14 protein-coding genes are annotated in these 16693 nt (G+C 51.1%); 11 read left to right on the forward strand and 3 right to left on the reverse strand.

Annotation, left to right across the window (positions count from 1 at the left end):
* Positions 1–108: 108 nt before the first annotated feature.
* Entirely contained in the window at positions 109–1899 is a 1791-nt protein-coding gene (gene pepF / locus EV294_RS04475) for an oligoendopeptidase F (RefSeq protein WP_132304192.1), read from the reverse strand.
* 472 nt (positions 1900–2371) lie between these two features.
* Positions 2372–2605 carry a hypothetical protein gene (locus EV294_RS04480; RefSeq protein ID WP_132304194.1) on the reverse strand — a complete coding sequence of 78 codons (234 nt, stop codon included), beginning with the start codon at positions 2603–2605 and terminating at the stop codon, positions 2372–2374.
* 152 nt (positions 2606–2757) lie between these two features.
* Between EV294_RS04480 and EV294_RS04485 the strand changes: the two genes are divergently transcribed.
* Together EV294_RS04485 and EV294_RS04490 are read left to right on the forward strand one after the other, a co-directional pair.
* Entirely contained in the window at positions 2758–3462 is a 705-nt protein-coding gene (locus EV294_RS04485; RefSeq protein ID WP_132304196.1) for a class I SAM-dependent methyltransferase, read from the forward strand.
* Between the two features lie 74 nt (positions 3463–3536).
* Positions 3537–3734: a cold-shock protein gene (locus EV294_RS04490; RefSeq protein ID WP_127496577.1), complete on the forward strand. Its 198-nt coding sequence runs from the start codon at positions 3537–3539 to the stop codon at positions 3732–3734.
* A gap of 75 nt (positions 3735–3809) precedes the next feature.
* On the opposite strand, the gene EV294_RS04495 is transcribed toward EV294_RS04490, so the two are convergent.
* The gene (locus EV294_RS04495) at positions 3810–4994 is read right to left on the reverse strand and encodes an MFS transporter (RefSeq protein ID WP_132304198.1); all 1185 of its coding nucleotides are present in this window, start codon (positions 4992–4994) and stop codon (positions 3810–3812) included.
* 152 nt (positions 4995–5146) lie between these two features.
* On the opposite strand from EV294_RS04495, the gene EV294_RS04500 reads away from it, so the two are divergent.
* The 9 genes from EV294_RS04500 to EV294_RS04540 all read left to right on the forward strand — a co-directional run bounded on the left by EV294_RS04500 (position 5147) and on the right by EV294_RS04540 (position 16526).
* Complete coding sequence (locus EV294_RS04500; RefSeq protein ID WP_132304200.1) at positions 5147–5464, forward strand: hypothetical protein; 318 nt, start codon at positions 5147–5149, stop codon at positions 5462–5464.
* A 33-nt stretch (positions 5465–5497) separates the two neighbouring features.
* Positions 5498–6571, forward strand: a complete 1074-nt coding sequence (locus EV294_RS04505; RefSeq protein WP_132305288.1) for a tetraprenyl-beta-curcumene synthase family protein — start codon at positions 5498–5500, stop codon at positions 6569–6571.
* A gap of 23 nt (positions 6572–6594) precedes the next feature.
* Positions 6595–7563 (forward strand): 6-phosphofructokinase, encoded by a 969-nt coding sequence (pfkA, locus tag EV294_RS04510; RefSeq protein ID WP_132304202.1) that lies wholly within the window; start codon positions 6595–6597, stop codon positions 7561–7563.
* 131 nt (positions 7564–7694) lie between these two features.
* Positions 7695–9452 carry an ABC transporter ATP-binding protein gene (locus EV294_RS04515; RefSeq protein WP_132304204.1) on the forward strand — a complete coding sequence of 586 codons (1758 nt, stop codon included), beginning with the start codon at positions 7695–7697 and terminating at the stop codon, positions 9450–9452.
* Positions 9453–9470: 18 nt separating this feature from the next.
* Entirely contained in the window at positions 9471–10145 is a 675-nt protein-coding gene (locus tag EV294_RS04520; RefSeq protein WP_132304206.1) for a response regulator transcription factor, read from the forward strand.
* Positions 10142–11215, forward strand: coding sequence for a sensor histidine kinase (locus tag EV294_RS04525; RefSeq protein WP_132304208.1), 1074 nt, complete (start codon positions 10142–10144; stop codon positions 11213–11215). Before EV294_RS04520 ends, EV294_RS04525 begins: the two co-directional genes overlap by 4 nt.
* A 91-nt stretch (positions 11216–11306) precedes the next feature.
* On the forward strand, positions 11307–12788 hold the full coding sequence (locus tag EV294_RS04530) for a sensor histidine kinase (protein ID WP_132304210.1): 1482 nt from the start codon (positions 11307–11309) through the stop codon (positions 12786–12788).
* Positions 12766–13455, forward strand: coding sequence for a response regulator transcription factor (locus EV294_RS04535; protein ID WP_132304212.1), 690 nt, complete (start codon positions 12766–12768; stop codon positions 13453–13455). The genes EV294_RS04530 and EV294_RS04535 overlap by 23 nt, the downstream gene beginning before the upstream one ends.
* A gap of 35 nt (positions 13456–13490) precedes the next feature.
* Complete coding sequence (locus EV294_RS04540; protein ID WP_132304214.1) at positions 13491–16526, forward strand: efflux RND transporter permease subunit; 3036 nt, start codon at positions 13491–13493, stop codon at positions 16524–16526.
* Positions 16527–16693: the final 167 nt, after the last annotated feature.

Consider the following 16693-nt stretch of genomic DNA (forward strand, 5'->3'; position numbering starts at 1 on the left):
GGGTGAAGAGAGAGGGAAAGGAACTCCTGGAGGAGCGGAGCGTCGGAAGGAGTTCCTTTCCCGTCCTCTGAACAGCCTCATCCTCCAATAAAGCACCAACCGATCCGTTTACTTCGTCAGCTCCTCCATCTGCTCAATCAAGCTCTCAAACACGCTCATCGCTTGCTCGATTGGCTCAGGGGAAGACATGTCAACGCCGGCCTTCTTCAGGATATTGATCGAGAAGTCGCTGCCGCCGCTCTTCAGGAAGCCGAGGTAACGGTCAACCGCCGGAGCGCCCTCTTCGAGAATTTGCTTCGAGAAGCTTGTTGCGGCGGAGAAGCCCGTTGCGTATTTGTACACGTAGAAGCTGTTGTAGAAGTGCGGAATACGCGCCCATTCCATCTCGATATCTTTATCCACAACCATGTCCTTGCCGTAATACAGCACGTTCAGGTCGTAGTAAATTTTGCTCAAATCCTGCGGAGTCAGCGATTCGCCCTGCTCGGTTTTCTCGTGAATGATTTTCTCGAACTCGGCAAACATCGTTTGGCGGAATACCGTCGTGCGGAACTGGTCCGCATAGTACGTCAGCAGGTACATTTTTTCCTTCGGATCCGTCGACTTGCCAAGCAGATGATCCATCAGAAGCGCTTCGTTCAGCGTAGACGCTACTTCCGCAAGGAAGATCGTGTACTGCGCGTCGCGGTAGTTCTGATTCGTATCCGAGTAGTACGAATGGAGCGCATGGCCCATTTCGTGCGTCAGGGTGAACATGCTGTTCAGGTTGTCTTTATGGTTCAGCAGCACGTAAGGATGCGTGCCGAAAGCGCCCCAGCTGTAAGCGCCGCTGCGTTTGCCTTCGTTCTCGTATACGTCGATCCAGCCGTTGTCGAAGCCGTCCTGCAGCACGGATAAATAATCCTCGCCAAGCGGCTTCAAGCTTTCTTTTACGATTTTTTTCGCTTCGTCGTACGAAATTTCCATATCGAATTCCTCAACGAGCGGGGCGAAGAGATCGTACATATGAAGCTCGTCAACGCCAAGCAGCTTCTTGCGCAGGTTCATATAGCGGTACATGAGCGGAAGGTGCTTATGGATCGTATCGATCAGGTTCGTATATACGCTTTCCGGAATGTTGTCCCCGTACAGCGACATGCCAAGCGCGGAAGGGTATTTGCGTGCCCGCGCATAGAAAATGTTTTTCGTAACGTTCGCATTCAGCGTCGTCGCGAGCGTATTTTTTAATTTGCCGTATGTATCGTACATCGTGCGGAAGGCGTTCGCGCGCACTTCGCGGTTTTTGCTTTCCAGGAACTGAATGTAGCGGCCTTGCGTCAATTCGACTTCCTCGCCGGCTTCGTTTTTCACTTTAGGGAACTTCAGATCCGCATTGTTCAGAATGCTGTAGATTGAACCCGGAGCAGAACTTACGTTGCCGACCTGCGCCATCAGCGCTTCTTCCGATTTGGACAGGACATGCGCTTTCTGGCGGCGCATTTCTTCAAGCGTATGCTTGAATACCGCAAGATCTTTGTTCTCAATCAGAGCGTCAAGCTCGGCATCCGAGAGCGATAATACTTCAGGCGTGATAAAGGAAAGAGCTTCTCCGGTTTCCACGCTGATTTTTTTGGCCTTGTCGGACAGAGCCTGGAAAGCCGGTTCAGCGGTATCCTCATGATGCTTCATATTGGAATAGACATAAAGACGTTCAACATGCAGGGAGAGCTCATCTTCCAGCTCGAAGCAGGCTTTCAATTGCGCGGGATCGCTTAGCTTGCCTTCGAAAGCTCCGACTTTCTTGATCAAAGCTTTCGCTTCGGCGAACTCTTTGTCCCAGGCAGCCTGGTCGGCAAACAGATCCTCCAGCTTCCAGCGGGATTCTACTGCGGTTTCGGAACGCTTAGGTACGTGATTCATCGAACTCCTCCTCGGTATTGATATAGAAGATTGGTGATTGGACGCAGCCTGCTTGCCGGCGTCGGCGGATGCCGAACCGGGAGCAAGGCATAACGCTAGTACGACAGGCAGCCATTTCATTCGCGGAAGATCACCTCAGGAACACAATTTGTCCTAGTATGCCCGGCGATGCTTCCAAACATGAACCTAAGTTCCCATTGTAAAGAAGCTATACACAATAAGGAAAAAGGCGAATGCGATTAAGACGATAGAGATGATTGCCATCCACCTGCGCAGGTGTGGCGCCATGGAATCGCGCTTTAAAATAACGAGGCCGCCAAGCACGAAGGCGGAAATGATAAAAATTGCGTTTACGGAGCCCATCTGTTCCTCCTGAAATCATAAACATGACGAAAGCAAGCGCTAGTCTATTGTCTATGCACCGTGTTGTAACGATATGTGTTCGCCGTACAGGTTAATATTTCCTGCCGTATTATACTTCTTTCAGCGCTTTCAGAATTTTTTCCCGTTCTTCTTCGCGGCCTGCGAATTGCTCCGGCTTGAACCGGTTTTCCGCCCAATGCATCATTTCCGGACGGCTGACGAAGGTGTGGGTCTCCTCGCCCCATTGATCGGAAATTTCGCGGACGATCAAGGTTTTGCCTTGAACCTCCACGGTAAGCATATTGTATTTATCGGTTTTAAAAATTTCATGTTTTTTAAACATCGTTGCTTTTCCACCTTCCTAACCAAGATATACTGTTCATCATAGCCAAATTTAGGGGTGGAAATCAATAATAGCGGATGGTAGAATTAGGCTATTCTTCAAGCAGGCGGAATGAAGAGACGAGAAGAGCCGAGTTGAGGAGCGTGTTGGAGATGAGCAAGCAGGTATACGAGCAGGTTGGCGTGGCTATGACATGCCGGGGTTTTGACGAGTACGCGAGAATGTTTGAGTTAACGGAGCGGGTACTGGCAAAGGGCAAGATGCTGGATGTGGCAGGAGGCGGATCCTCGTTCACCGCGGATGCGGGAAGCCGCGGCTATGATGCGACCGCAGCGGATCCCCGTTATGTGCAGGATACCGGCGCGTGGCTCGAGGAGGCGGCAGCCGAGATCGAGACCTCTACGGCAAAGCTTCATAAGCTGAGGGAGCATTTCGACTGGAGCTATTACGGCAGCCTGGAGCAGCATCGCGAAGGTCGTTTGCAATCGCTCGAGAGGTTTCGCGGGCATTTGCATTCAGCGCAAGGGCGGAGCCGGTATGTAGCGGGATCATTGCCGGAGCTTCCGTTCGAAGACCATGCATTTTCGCTTGTATTGTGCAGTCATTTTCTTTTTCTATACGCGGAGCAGTTTGGCTTTGAGTTCCACAGGCAATCCCTGCTGGAATTGATGCGGGTTTGCAGGCCCGGCGGAGAAGTAAGAATCTACCCGCTGTATTCCTTGGGGTGGAAGCCGTATGAACGGATGGATGAATTGCTGGCATCCGTTACGGCAAACGGCGGGGAACCGGAGCTGTTGAATTCGGGTCTTCCTTTTATTCCGGGCTCTAATCAATTTCTTCGAATTTCAATTTGTTGATTTTTCCAAATTAGGCAGATATAATGATGTTACTCGTCGTTTCAAGCGGCGGTTATTTTAGGAGGTAGTGAAAGTTGAAGGGAACAGTTAAATGGTTTAACGCTGAGAAAGGCTACGGTTTTATCTCGGTAGAGAATGGCGAAGACGTGTTTGTCCATTATTCTTCTATTCAAGGCGACGGCTTCAAGTCGCTGGAAGAAGGTCAGTCGGTGGAATTCGAAATTACACAAGGCAATCGCGGTGCACAGGCGTCTAACGTCATTAAATTATAAGATCAACCCCTTATAAGCACGCAAGAGAGCAAGAGAGATCCTTCTCGTATTCGAGAGGATCTCTTTTTTCGTTCTTTAAGCGTTATTTCGTCCAAATACATGTTGTAAGAAGAACAGAATTGCCGAGATCAGGGCAAGCACGGCTCCCATCTGATAAAAGCTGCTTCGTCCGAAATGCTCGAAGAAATAACCTCCGACCGTACCGCTGATCAGTCCGGCGAGTCCTGACCATACAACCGCATAGACAGCTTGGCCGGAGGAGCGGTATTCATCCGGGATAAGCTGCGACAAGTAACGGAGCGCGGTTGAAAAATAGATGCCGAAGCTGACGCTGTGCATAAGCTGCGTGCTCAGCACGAGGCGGGGGTCTTCCAGCACGGAAGCCAGCCAGAACCGGAGCATATACATCAGGCAGGCGAATACGAGCAGCGGCAGCTCTTTGAATTTATGTCCGTATTTCCCCATCAGGAACAAGACCGGGATTTCGCTGATCGCGGAGAACAGCCAGGCCAGCCCTACCTGGGAATCCGAAGCGCCCATCTCCCGCAGGGCAACGGCTAGGAAGCTTTCGTTCATCCGGTGGCTGATCGAGACAAGCAATATAATGAAGAAGAAAAATAAGATTTCAGGCTTCCGAAGCAATTTGAAGAATCCTGAAAAATCGATTTTGCGGGTGCTGCCATGGTAATCCTTCAAGAAGAACGATAATAGAATCGTGACGGTTATCGTGCCTAAACCGAGCGGTAAAGTCCATTCCGTGCCAATCCCTTTCAGGATTAAACCAAACAGGTAAGCCGATACGGCAAAACCAAGCGAGCCGAATATGCGGATTAGCGCATAAGGTGTCTTAATGTGCTGGCTGGCGAGCAGGATCAGGCTATCGCTAAGCGGGTTCATTGGTGTCTGGAAGAAATAAAAGGCCGTCATGACGAGACAGATCAGGGCAAAGTGATGAACCGGGAACAAGAGAGAGATCATAACCAGCTGCCCGAACAAGAGAATCGTAAGCAGCTTCTTGATCGTCCGGAACCTGTCGCTTGCCATGCCTAGAAGCAGATTCGCAAAGATAGAGATAAAAGGGCCGGTTGAATAAATAATGCCAATCTGATGCGCCGAGAACCCTTGGTCCATAAAATACAAGGGAATGTAAGAAATGAGCAGAGCCTGCGTGGAGTACATCGCAAAGCTGAAGGCTCTGAGCGAAAGCGTATCCCGTTTGACCGTAGCTGCGGAAGGCGCCGCGCAGTCTGAGTGATCCATATGTTTTCCTCCTGAAAAGAATTAACGCGCGTTCTTCGCGATAATTCTTGCTTCGTAAGCCTGTACTTATCAAACAACATTGTTTAACAGTATACATGATAGGCTGGATTATTGCTTGTCGAAATGGTACATTATTGTCTGGAGGTTCACGAATGTTGATGTATCGGTTTGAGTGGAATGAGCGGCTCTTGATCGCATTGCCGGTGCTTGAAGCGGACTGGGAGCAGTACTCATCCGCGGAGCAGTCGGACATCGTGGAACGGTGGGAGCTCATTAGGGGAACAATACCGGATCGGGTTATGGAATTTGAGAGAGTTATCAACCGTATGCAAAGTCAATTGTACGAGGAAGAGAATTTCGAAGAGTCTTGCCGATTGAATGCGGAGATAGCCGAATACGCAAGCCGGATTAACGACTTGCATATCTGGTACCGTACGAATCAGGAGCTGGATTCCCGCCGGCATACGTAAGGCTGTCTTAGAAGGGGGTGCGTTGTGAGAGTAATGACTTTGTCCGGCAATCGGGTACCCGAGCGCCCGTTAAAGCTCATGCACCGCGTCTATAAGTACATATTGCCTGAAGTGAATATCGAGCTGCGCAAGCTGCGCAGGCTGGCCGAGCAGATTCCGGATCCCGAGCTTCGGCTGCAGGCCCTTCAAAGCATGGACAGCAAGAAGTTTCATTGCCAGGGCGGTGCGATCTACGCCTCCGTGAATTTGGACGAGCGGTATGTTCTTATTCCTTTAATTGTGGCGCTGCAGACGATAAGCGATTACCTGGACAATCTATGCGACCGCAGTACATCGCTAGACCCGGACGATTTCCGTTTGCTCCATCAATCGATGCTGGATGCGGTCGACCCGTCAGCGCCGGTGAAGGATTATTACGCTTTGCGCCAGGAGCGGAACGATGGCGGTTATTTGCATCATTTGGTAAATTTATGTCAACACTGTGTTTCGATGCTGCCTTCGTATGCCGCGGCACAGCCGCATGTTACGGAGCTTGTTGGCTTGTATACCGATCTTCAGGTGTATAAGCATATCCGCAAGGACCTGCGCGAGGAGAGACTGCTTAACTGGTGGGAGTCTTACGCCGACAGGTATCCCGGATTATATTGGAATGAATTTGCAGCCGCGACGGGCTCGACGCTTGGCATGTTTATGCTGTTTGCTGCGGCGAGCGACAAGACGTTACGTCCGGAAGACGCGGAAGCAATTAAAAATATATATTTTCCGCATGTGTGCGGCCTTCATATCATGCTCGATTATTTGATCGACCAGGAAGAAGACCGAGCCGGCGGCGATTTGAATTTCTGTCATTATTATGACAGTCAGCAGCAGCTTGTCGAACGGATTGTCACGATTGTCGATAGGGCCAGGGAAGATGTGAAAAAGCTCCCTGCAGCCGGCTTCCACCGGCTAATTATCGAAGGGCTGCTAGCCCTTTACCTATCCGATCCCAAGGTCCGTACCCAATCGGATGTGCTGGCCGCATCCCGCAAGCTGATGAAAAAAAGCCCGCTTACCCGCCTGTTTTTTTTGGTCAACAGCATCTGGATTCGAAGACAACAGGTTTAGATAAAATACTTGGAGGAATGATTATGTCATCTGTAAAATCTATTGCTGTACTAACGAGCGGAGGCGACTCTCAAGGCATGAACGCGGCGGTCCGCGCCGTTGTCCGGAGCGCTCTGTATAATGGTCTCGACGTATATGGCGTTCAACGCGGTTATCAAGGTCTGATCAACGACGACCTCTTCAAGATGGATCTTCGCAGCGTAGGCGATATTATCCAACGCGGCGGCACGATTCTCCAGACGGCTCGCTGCAAGGAGTTTACTACTCCCGAAGGCCAACAGCGCGGTGCCGAGGTTCTGCGCGAGCGCGGAATTGACGGCCTGGTTGTTATTGGCGGCGACGGCTCTTATCAAGGCGCCAACAAATTGAGCAAGCTTGGCATCAAGACAATGGGTCTGCCGGGCACTATCGACAACGATATTCCGTTTACGGATTTCACGATCGGATTCGATACGGCTGTCAGCATCGTAGTTGACGCGATCAACAAAATCCGCGATACCATGTCCTCCCATGAACGTTCTTCCGTTGTTGAGGTTATGGGACGCCATTGCGGAGATATCGCTTTGTATGCGGGTCTTGCGAGCGGCGCGGAAACGATTATCGTTCCGGAAGTGCCAATCGACATGGCTGAAGTGTCCGCGCGCATGGAGAGCAACTTTGCCAAAGGCAAACGCCACAGTATCGTAGTCGTAGCCGAAGGCGCCGGTCGCGGTGAAGACGTGGCAAGGGAAATTACGAAGGGCTGCGGTCTTGAGCCTCGCGTGACGGTCCTTGGTCATATTCAGCGAGGCGGCACGCCAACGGCGATGGACCGGATTCTGGCAAGCCGTCTCGGCGACTTTGCGGTTCATCAACTGATGGAGGGCGAGTCCGGCAAAGCCTGCGGCATCGTACGCGGCGAGCTGGTTACTACCGACATTGATACGGTTGTTAACACCAAGAAGCCGTTTAATATGGAAATGTACAATCTGGCTCTTCGCCTTTCCCAATAAATTTTCATATCTAGCAAAGATGACAACGCCAGAGCAATTGCTGCTCTGGCGCTTTTTTGTTTAAATTGGGTTTACAATGGCGTAGTATTCTTCCAAGTGACTAGAATGCTTGCGGGAGAGGAAGGAAAACAATGCGAAAAGAGAAGAAGCGCAAGGACGGAGGCAGCTGGCGTCCGTTTTTGAAGCTGATGCTGGACGCCAAGCCTTCGAAATGGCTGCTTGGAATTGCGGTAGGATTAAGCGTTATCTCTACCGTTGTTGGGCTGGCGGTACCTTTATTAACGAAAAATGTGGTGGACAGCTTTTCCATTACCGATATAAGCACGACGCAGATTATTGGGCTATGCCTGGCCTTTCTTGGGCAGGCGGCGGCATCCGGGGTATCCATCTACCTTCTGAACCGGGTCGGGCAAAGCGTTGTCGCAAGCCTGCGCGACCGGCTATGGAAGAAGCTGCTGGTCTTGACCGTGCCCTATTTCGATAAACACCGGACAGGGGATACGGTAAGCCGGGTAATCAATGATACGGGAATCGTCAAAGGATTGATTACGGAGCATTTGACCGGATTTTTTAACGGATTGATATCGATTATTGGCGCGGTAACGATCCTTATGTTCCTTGATTGGAAAATGACGCTGCTGATGCTGACGGCCTTACCGGTTGCGATGCTGATCTTTATTCCGGTCGGCCGGAAGATGACGAAGATTTCGAGAGAGCTTCAAGACGAGACGGCAGCGTTTACGACCGTGCTTGATCAGGCGTTGTCGGAAATTCGATTAGTCAAAGCGTCAAATGCGGAAGACTATGAATATAACAACGGCAAGCGTTCCATCGTGAAGCTGCTTGGTCTCGGCATCCGGGAAGGCAAGCTGCAGGCGGTTATTTTTCCGATTGTAGGGCTGGTCATGATGGGGATGCTTGTTCTGATTATTGCTTACGGCGGAATGCGCGTATCGTCTGGCGAGCTGACTGCCGGTGATTTGGTCGCGTTTATCCTATATTTGATCCAAATTGTATTTCCGATTAACCAGATTTCGCAATTTTTCACGCAAATGCAGAAGGCAATCGGAGCGACGGAGCGGATTATCGCTACCTTGCATTCGGACGAAGAGCCAATGCACCAAGGTCGTCCTTTGCTTGACGCAAGACAGCCGATTGTAGTCGAGGATGTCACGTTTGCATACGGCGAGCAGGATGATGTTCTCCGGAATATCGATTTTACGCTTCGGCCGGGTACGGTGACGGCGATCGTTGGTCCAAGCGGCGGCGGGAAAACAACCCTGTTCTCGCTTCTTGAGCGGTTTTATCAACCGCAGCAGGGTACGGTTCGCATAGGGCAGGAGGATATCTTTGCTCTATCCCTGCATGACTGGCGCAGCAAGATCGGCTATGTCTCGCAGGAAAGCCCGATTATTGCCGGGACGATCCGGGATAATCTCACTTACGGCACGGGCAGAACGATTACCGATGAGGAAATGGAACTAGCCGCGAAAATGGCTTATGCGGATGTTTTTATTGACGAGCTTCCCGGCCGGTACGAGACGGAGGTTGGCGAGCGCGGCATCAAGCTGTCCGGCGGGCAGCGCCAGCGGATTGCAATCGCAAGGGCGATTCTGCGCGATCCCCAAATTCTGATGCTGGACGAGGCGACTTCAAGCCTGGACAGCAAATCGGAGATTGTCGTGCAGCAGGCTCTCGATAATCTGATGGCTGGGCGCACGACGCTGGTTATCGCGCATCGGTTGTCCACGGTGGTGGATGCCGATCAGATTTTGTTTGTCGAGAAGGGAACGATTACGGGAAGAGGCACGCATGAACAGCTGCTGCAATCCCATGAGCTCTATCGCGAATTTGCCAACCAGCAATTACGGCTAGAGAAAATCTCGTAACGGAAAGGGAGAATGAACATGGCTTGCGTTATGGTCGTTGACGACGATGTGCATATTCGGGAGTTAATCAGCCATTACTTGAAGGTTGAAGGATTTGAGGTGCTGGAAGCCTGTGACGGCGTAGATGCCTTGAGGATATTGGAGTCCGCTAAAGCGGATCTGGTCATTATGGATGTCATGATGCCGAACATGGACGGCTGGGAGCTCTGCGCCGAGATTCGCGATCATTATGATTTGCCGCGGCTTATGCTGACGGCGAAAGGGGAAACGGCTCAGAAGCTGAAGGGCTTCGAGCTGGGCGCCGATGATTATCTGGTGAAGCCGTTTGAACCGCTGGAGTTGATTGCGCGGGTGAAGGCGCTGCTTAAACGTTACAGAATCGCGTCTTCGCAGACGGTTCAAGCGGGGGATCTTATTCTTGACCGGAAGACTTATGCGGTTCAGGTCAATGGACAGAGCATGACGCTTCCGCTTAAGGAATTCGAGCTTCTGTTCAAGCTGGCCAGTTATCCGGGGCAATCGTTCTCGCGCGGACAGCTGATTGAAGAAATATGGGGGTACGATTTCGAGGGGAATGAACGGACGCTTGATGTTCATATCAATCGGCTGCGCGAAAGATTCCCTGAAGCGTTGCATACCTTCCGTATTGCGACGATCCGTGGTCTGGGCTATCGTCTGGAGGTGCAGGGTTGAAGGATAAGCTGAAGCTTGTGCTTAAAGTTCTCGTGAGAATCGGCCAATTCAGCCTCATGCTTTCGTTTGTTACGGCATGCTGGACTGCCGTTTATTTTTTTAGCCATTGGTTATACAACCAAATCCATTGGACTCCACATCATTATGTCGCTCAACTTCTAAATTTGCTGGGCGGTTTCTTTTTAATGGGCATTGTGATCCAATTAATCGGATTCTTCTTTTTTCACAAAAGGCAGAAGGAATTTACGAATTCGATGAGAGACGCGCTTAGACGGATTGCGCAAGGCGATTTCAAGGTGCGTCTCAACTTCGGCAAGATGGATCCAAGGTACATGGAGATTCTCGACGAGATTAACCTGATGGCGGACGGACTCGAGAAGCTGGAGGAGCTGCGGCAGGAGTTCATTTCCGACGTTTCGCATGAAATTCAGACACCGCTAACATCCATTAGCGGTTTTGCGCGCGCGCTGCAGAATCAGTCGATTGATTCTGACACCAGGATGAAATATTTGCGTATTATCGAAGGGGAAAGCTCCAGGCTGTCCAAGCTCAGCGAGAATTTGCTCCGGCTTGCCTCGCTTGATTCGGAGAAGCATCCCTTCGAGCCTAAGCGTTACCGGCTGGACCGACAGCTCGGAACGCTTATTCTTTCTTGCGAACCGCAGTGGACGGGGAAATCCATTGAACTTAACGCAGATCTTGACGATGTCTACGTGGAAGCCGATGAGGATCTGCTCAGTCAGGTCTGGATCAATCTGATCAGCAACAGCATCAAGTTTACGCCGGAAGGCGGTCAGATCGATATTGCTTTAAGGGAACTGGGGGGCATGGTGGAATTCCGGATCAAGGATACCGGGATCGGCATTGCCGCCGATCAGCATGAGCTTATTTTCGACCGCTTTTTCAAATCAGACAAGGCCAGAAGCCGCAAGGTTGGGGGAAGCGGCCTTGGGCTGTCGCTGGTGAAAAAGATCGTCGAGATGCATCACGGCTCCGTTGTGGTGGAAAGCGAGCTTGGCCATGGCTCTGTCTTTATCGTAACGCTGCCTGCGTCGATTGGCCATTTGTAAGAACTTTGTAAGAAATGCTTTCGAGTTCGTTTAGAATTCACGGTTATGATAAACGATAGATTCAAAACTTCCGCAGTCAGGGTGAGTACGATTGTCCATTCGAGTGAAGCTGTACATGTCGTATCTGGCCATGGTTTTTCTGCCGATGGTCTTGATCCTGGGCTTTGTCGTGTTTGTGCTTTATGCCGGTGGCATGCAGGATTTGAGGGAATATTTCCGCGTGGAGAAGGAGGAGAAGACGAACCAGTCCCTCATTTACGGTGAATTGAAATACGTTCTCGAGAATGATACCGACAAGCTTTCGTCCCCTGCTTATACCGATAAGCTTCAGCGGAGACTGGCTGACCAATGGGCGGGGCTTATCATGGCGAAGGATGGAATCGTAACGGAGGTTCCGGTGTTTTTGAAGGAACTGTCACCGCATGAGGACTGGCAAGGATTGTTTGACAAGTTACCGAATACGGTATCTTTCAAAGCTTTCAAGTTTCAAATCAACGAAATCGCCTTCAGGTATCCGGACGGACACAACGGTCAGATGCTGCTGCTTCGCCGCTATGATGTTGTGCCGCCGCTTTGGAGGCCTATTGGGACTTTGATCTTTATCGCGTTTATCGGTTTGTCCAGTCTGATTCTGACCTATTACGTTTCCCGCAGCATCATTCGGCCGATTCATGCGCTGAAGACGGCTGCCTTGCAGATCAAGGACGGCGATTTATCGCAAAAGGTTGTTGTCAGGAGCAAAGGGGAAGTCGGGCAGCTCGCCGCGGCCTTCGAAGCGATGAGGATCCAGCTCAAGGAGTCCATCGATCAAAGCTTGCAGTACGAGGAAAACCGAAAGCAGCTGCTGTCCCATATTTCGCATGATTTGAAGACGCCGATCTCCGCGATCAAAGGCTATGTGGAAGGCATTATGGACGGCATCGCCAACACGGACGAGAAGCGCCAGCGGTACATGGAGACCATTTATCATAAAGCTAACGACATGGATCAATTGATTGACGAATTATTTTTGTTTTCCAAGCTGGATTTGCACAAGGTCGCCTTTGATTTCAAAACGATTGATTCGGTCAAATATTTGGAGCATTACTTAGAGGAGCAGCGGTTTGATCTTGAAAAATCGGGCGTAAAGCTCAGCTTTCAGTCTCCTCCCGGCGTGCAGCTGCTGATCGCGGCCGATCCGGACAAGCTTGGCCGGGTATTAACGAATATTTTGAATAACAGCGAGAAGTATATGGGCCAGCTTCCGGAATCCGCGGAGAAGAGGGTTACGGTCTCGGTTCGGGAGAAAGGAAGCGATGTGCTTGTTGCCATCGAGGATACGGGACCGGGGATCGAGAAGGAGGATCTCCCGTATATCTTTGACCGGTTCTACCGGGCGGAGCAGTCCCGGAACTCCGAGACGGGAGGAAGCGGGCTAGGTCTTGCTATCGTCAAACAAATTATTGAAGGGCATGGCGGTACGGTCTGGGCGGAAAATGTGGAAGGCGGCGGGGCCAGATTCTGCTTCCAACTCCCAAGAGCCGAACCCGTTAGAACGGTGGTGATCGAGCATGAAGAGCATTCTAATCATTGAAGACGAGAAGGCTATTGCCGAGCTGGAGAGGGATTATCTGGAAAGCCACGGCTTTGCCGTCGAGATCGAAGGGCGAGGGGATATCGGGCTGCAGAAGGCATTAAGCGGCTCCTATGACCTGATCATTCTGGATGTCATGCTGCCGAAGCTGGACGGGTTCGAAATTTGCCGCCAGATCAGGCAGACGAAAAATATTCCGGTGCTCATGGTCACGGCGAAGAAGGAAGATATCGATAAGATCAGGGGACTTGGGCTTGGGGCGGATGACTACATGACGAAGCCTTTTAGTCCAAGCGAGCTGGTGGCCAGGGTAAAGGCGCATTTAGGCCGATACGAGCGGCTCACTGCGGACCGGGGCGAGAGCCGTGAACAGATTGGGATCCGGGGACTTTTGATCGATAAAACCTCCAGAAGAGTAACGATTCATGACCGGGAGGCCATGCTGACCTCCAAGGAATATGATCTTCTGCTGCTTCTGGCTTCCCATCCTAACCGGGTTTTTGAGAAGGAGGAGCTGTTTGAGCGGATATGGGGTCTAGACTCAAACGGCGACGCAGCTACGGTAACGGTTCATATTCGGAGGCTGCGCGAAAAAATCGAACACGATCCGTCGAACCCGCAATACATCGAGACGATATGGGGCGTCGGATACCGGTTCAAAGTGTAAAAGCAGAGTAGATAATAGAGAAGGAGTGGGAAGGTTTGAAAAGCATGATCAAGTTTTCGCTGAATAACAAATTTGCTTTATGGATCATGACGGTTATCGTCCTGTTCGCGGGCCTGTATTCCGGCCTGAACATGAAGATGGAAACGCTGCCGGACATTACGGTGCCAATCGTCAGCGTAACCACGGTGCTGCCTGGCGCTGCGCCGGAAGAAGTGATGGAGAAAGTGACCAAACCGATCGAGCAGCAGACACGGAATATGGAAGGAGTGGACAGCGTCAGCTCGACATCCTTCGAGAATGCATCTTCGGTCATCATCCAATATAAATTCGGAACCGATATGGATAAGGCGGAAAGCGAGGTGAAAAGCCTGCTTGCCGACCTGAAATTGCCGGAAGGAGCGCAAGATCCGGACGTATCCCGAATCAGCCTGAATGCCTTCCCGGTTATTTCGCTTAGCTTCGCAAACGACAAGCAAGATCTGGCGCAGCTGACCGATCTGGTGAATTCCAGTATTTTGCCTGAACTGCAAGGGATATCGGGCGTAGCGGATGTTCAGATTTCCGGTCAGAACGTCCTGCAAGGGCAGCTTGCATTCGATCAAGCCAAGCTTGCGCAGCTCGGGCTGACGGAGGATGCCGTAAAAGGCATCATTCAAGCCTCCGCGATGAAAGCCCCTCTTGGGATCTTTGAGTTCGGCGATTCCGAGAAAGCGGTTGTCGTTGACGGCAACGTATCCACGGAAGAGGATCTGAACAATCTGATTCTGATGCCTAACGTAAAGCTTAGCGATGTAGCGAAGCTGACGGTAGAAGGCAAGGCGGAATCCGTATCCCGTACGAACGGCAAGGACTCCATCGGCATTAACATTGTAAAAGCAGCAGACGCCAATACGGTGGACGTTGTTAACAATGTGAAGGATGCCATTAAGGCTATGGAAGAGAAGAACGATGGCCTTACTATCGTTACCACGCTCGATCAAGGCGCTCCTATCGAGAAATCGGTTGAGACCATGCTGAGCAAAGCCGTTATCGGCGCATTGTTCGCTGTAGTTATCATTATGATCTTCCTGCGTGATATCCGTTCCACCGTTATCGCCGTTGTCTCGATTCCGCTGTCGATTCTGATTGCGCTGCTCATCTTAAGCCGCATGGATATTACGCTTAATATTATGACGCTAGGCGCCATGACGATCGCGATCGGGCGGGTTATCGATGACTCGATTGTCGTTATCGAGAACGTGTACCGCCGGATGGCGCTTAAAGGCGAGAAGCTGAAGGGCAAAGAGCTGATTTTGGATGCGACCCGCGAAATGTTCGTTCCGATCATGTCCTCGACGATTGTAACGATTGCCGTATTCCTTCCGCTCTCGTTCGTATCCGGCATGGTTGGGGAGATCTTCACGCCGTTTGCCTTAACCGTCGTATTCGCTTTGCTCGCATCCCTGCTTGTTGCGATTACGGTCGTGCCGATGCTGGCTCATATGATGTTCAGGAACGGTATCAAGGAAGGCAAGGCCGTGGACCACGACAAGCATGGCCGCCTGGCAACCTGGTACAAAGGCATTCTGGCATGGTCGCTTAACCATAAAGTCATTACTTCCGTTATTGCGATTGTTCTGCTTGTAGGCAGTCTCTCGCTGACGCCGCTCATCGGCATGAGCTTCCTGCCGGGCGATGAGCAGAAATCGATGATCGTCACGTACAACCCGGCTCCTGGCGAGACGAAAGAGCAGGTTGAAGAAATGGCGCTGAAGGCGGAAAAAGAACTGATGAAGCGCGAAGGCATTGATATCGTGCAGTACGCGGTTGGCGGCCAGAACCCGATGAACCCTGGCGCGTCGAAGCAGGCTTTGTTTAACCTGACTTACGATGAAGACATGAAGAACTTCTCCGACGAGAAGGATCAGATTGTTCCGCTTCTCCAGAAGCTCGGCGGCAAAGGCGAATGGAAAGAGCAGAACTTCGGCGCAGGCGGCGGCGTAGGCGGATCGACGATCTCCATGGTCGTATACGGTCCGGATATGGATTCGCTTGATCCGGTCGTAACCGATCTGATGAACAAGCTGAAAGAAAACAAAGATCTCGAGAAAGTGGACTCCAGCCTCTCCGAGCGTTACGAGCAATACCGCATCGTAGCGGATCAAGCGAAGATGAGCCAATATGGCTTGACTGCCGGCCAAGTGGCAATGGCGCTTAGCCCGGTTAGAGACAATCCGGTATTGACTACGATCAAGAAAGACAATGAAGACGTAAATGTGTACGTTAAGGTGGATACAAAGACGTACAAAGAAAAATCCGACCTTGAAAACGTCATGCTTAAATCGCCTGTTACAGGCGCGGAGGTTGCGCTGAAGGATGTCGTGAAGATCGAAGAGGGCAAATCGCCAAATACGATTACCCGCCTCGACGACCGCATTAATGCGGAAGTAACGGCCGACGTCGTATCCTCTAACGTAAGCGCGGTATCCTCGGACTTGCAAAAAACGATTGACGGCATGAAGCTGCCTGCAGGCGTTGAGATCAAAATGGGCGGCGTGACGGAAGACATGCAAGAATCGTTTACGCAGCTTGGCCTGGCCATGCTTGCCGCTATAGCGGTCGTATACCTTGTGCTTGTCATTACGTTTGGCGGAGCTCTTACTCCGTTTGCCATCCTCTTCTCGCTGCCGTTTACCGTTATCGGCGCATTGGTTGGCCTGTGGATCGCAGGGGAGACGATCAGCGTTACTGCCTTGATCGGTATGCTGATGCTTATCGGTATCGTGGTAACGAATGCGATCGTACTCGTAGACCGCGTTATTCACAAGCAAAAAGAAGGCTTGTCCGTTCGCGAATCGCTGCTGGAGGCGGCGGGCACGCGTCTGCGTCCAATCCTGATGACCGCTATCGCTACGGTGGGCGCGCTCCTGCCTCTTGCTTTTGGTTTCGAGTCGGGCGGTCTGATCTCGAAAGGAATGGCGATCACCGTTATCGGCGGTCTGATCAGCTCCACGCTGCTGACACTTATCTTCGTACCGATGGTATACGAATTGTTCAACCGTCGGAAAAAAGCGAAAGCAATTGTTGAATAACTCGTTTGTAATTTAAAAAGGCTTCTTCGATCCGAAATTGGTCGAAGAAGCCTTTTTTATTGAATTGGTTTTAATTGGTCAGCGGAGGTTATTTCGAGTCGAGCGTGACTTTGCGCGTTTGTTTCAACCACTTTTTAAGTTGATCAAGAAACAAACCGCAAGGAACG

This window comes from Paenibacillus sp. BK033 (genome assembly GCF_004345425.1).
Lineage (GTDB): Bacteria > Bacillota > Bacilli > Paenibacillales > Paenibacillaceae > Pristimantibacillus.

Excerpts from the sequence above, each read along its gene's own strand:
- EV294_RS04535 (WP_132304212.1), top strand. The coding sequence starts at position 12,766 with ATGAAGAGCATTCTAATCATTGAAGACGAGAAGGCTATTGCCGAGCTG.
- EV294_RS04520 (WP_132304206.1), top strand. The coding sequence starts at position 9,471 with ATGGCTTGCGTTATGGTCGTTGACGACGATGTGCATATTCGGGAGTTA.
- EV294_RS04485 (WP_132304196.1), top strand. The coding sequence starts at position 2,758 with ATGAGCAAGCAGGTATACGAGCAGGTTGGCGTGGCTATGACATGCCGG.
- EV294_RS04505 (WP_132305288.1), top strand. The coding sequence starts at position 5,498 with ATGACTTTGTCCGGCAATCGGGTACCCGAGCGCCCGTTAAAGCTCATG.
- EV294_RS04495 (WP_132304198.1), bottom strand. The coding sequence starts at position 4,994 with ATGGATCACTCAGACTGCGCGGCGCCTTCCGCAGCTACGGTCAAACGG.
- EV294_RS04500 (WP_132304200.1), top strand. The coding sequence starts at position 5,147 with ATGTTGATGTATCGGTTTGAGTGGAATGAGCGGCTCTTGATCGCATTG.
- pepF (WP_132304192.1), bottom strand. The coding sequence starts at position 1,899 with ATGAATCACGTACCTAAGCGTTCCGAAACCGCAGTAGAATCCCGCTGG.
- EV294_RS04480 (WP_132304194.1), bottom strand. The coding sequence starts at position 2,605 with ATGTTTAAAAAACATGAAATTTTTAAAACCGATAAATACAATATGCTT.
- pfkA (WP_132304202.1), top strand. The coding sequence starts at position 6,595 with ATGTCATCTGTAAAATCTATTGCTGTACTAACGAGCGGAGGCGACTCT.
- EV294_RS04515 (WP_132304204.1), top strand. The coding sequence starts at position 7,695 with ATGCGAAAAGAGAAGAAGCGCAAGGACGGAGGCAGCTGGCGTCCGTTT.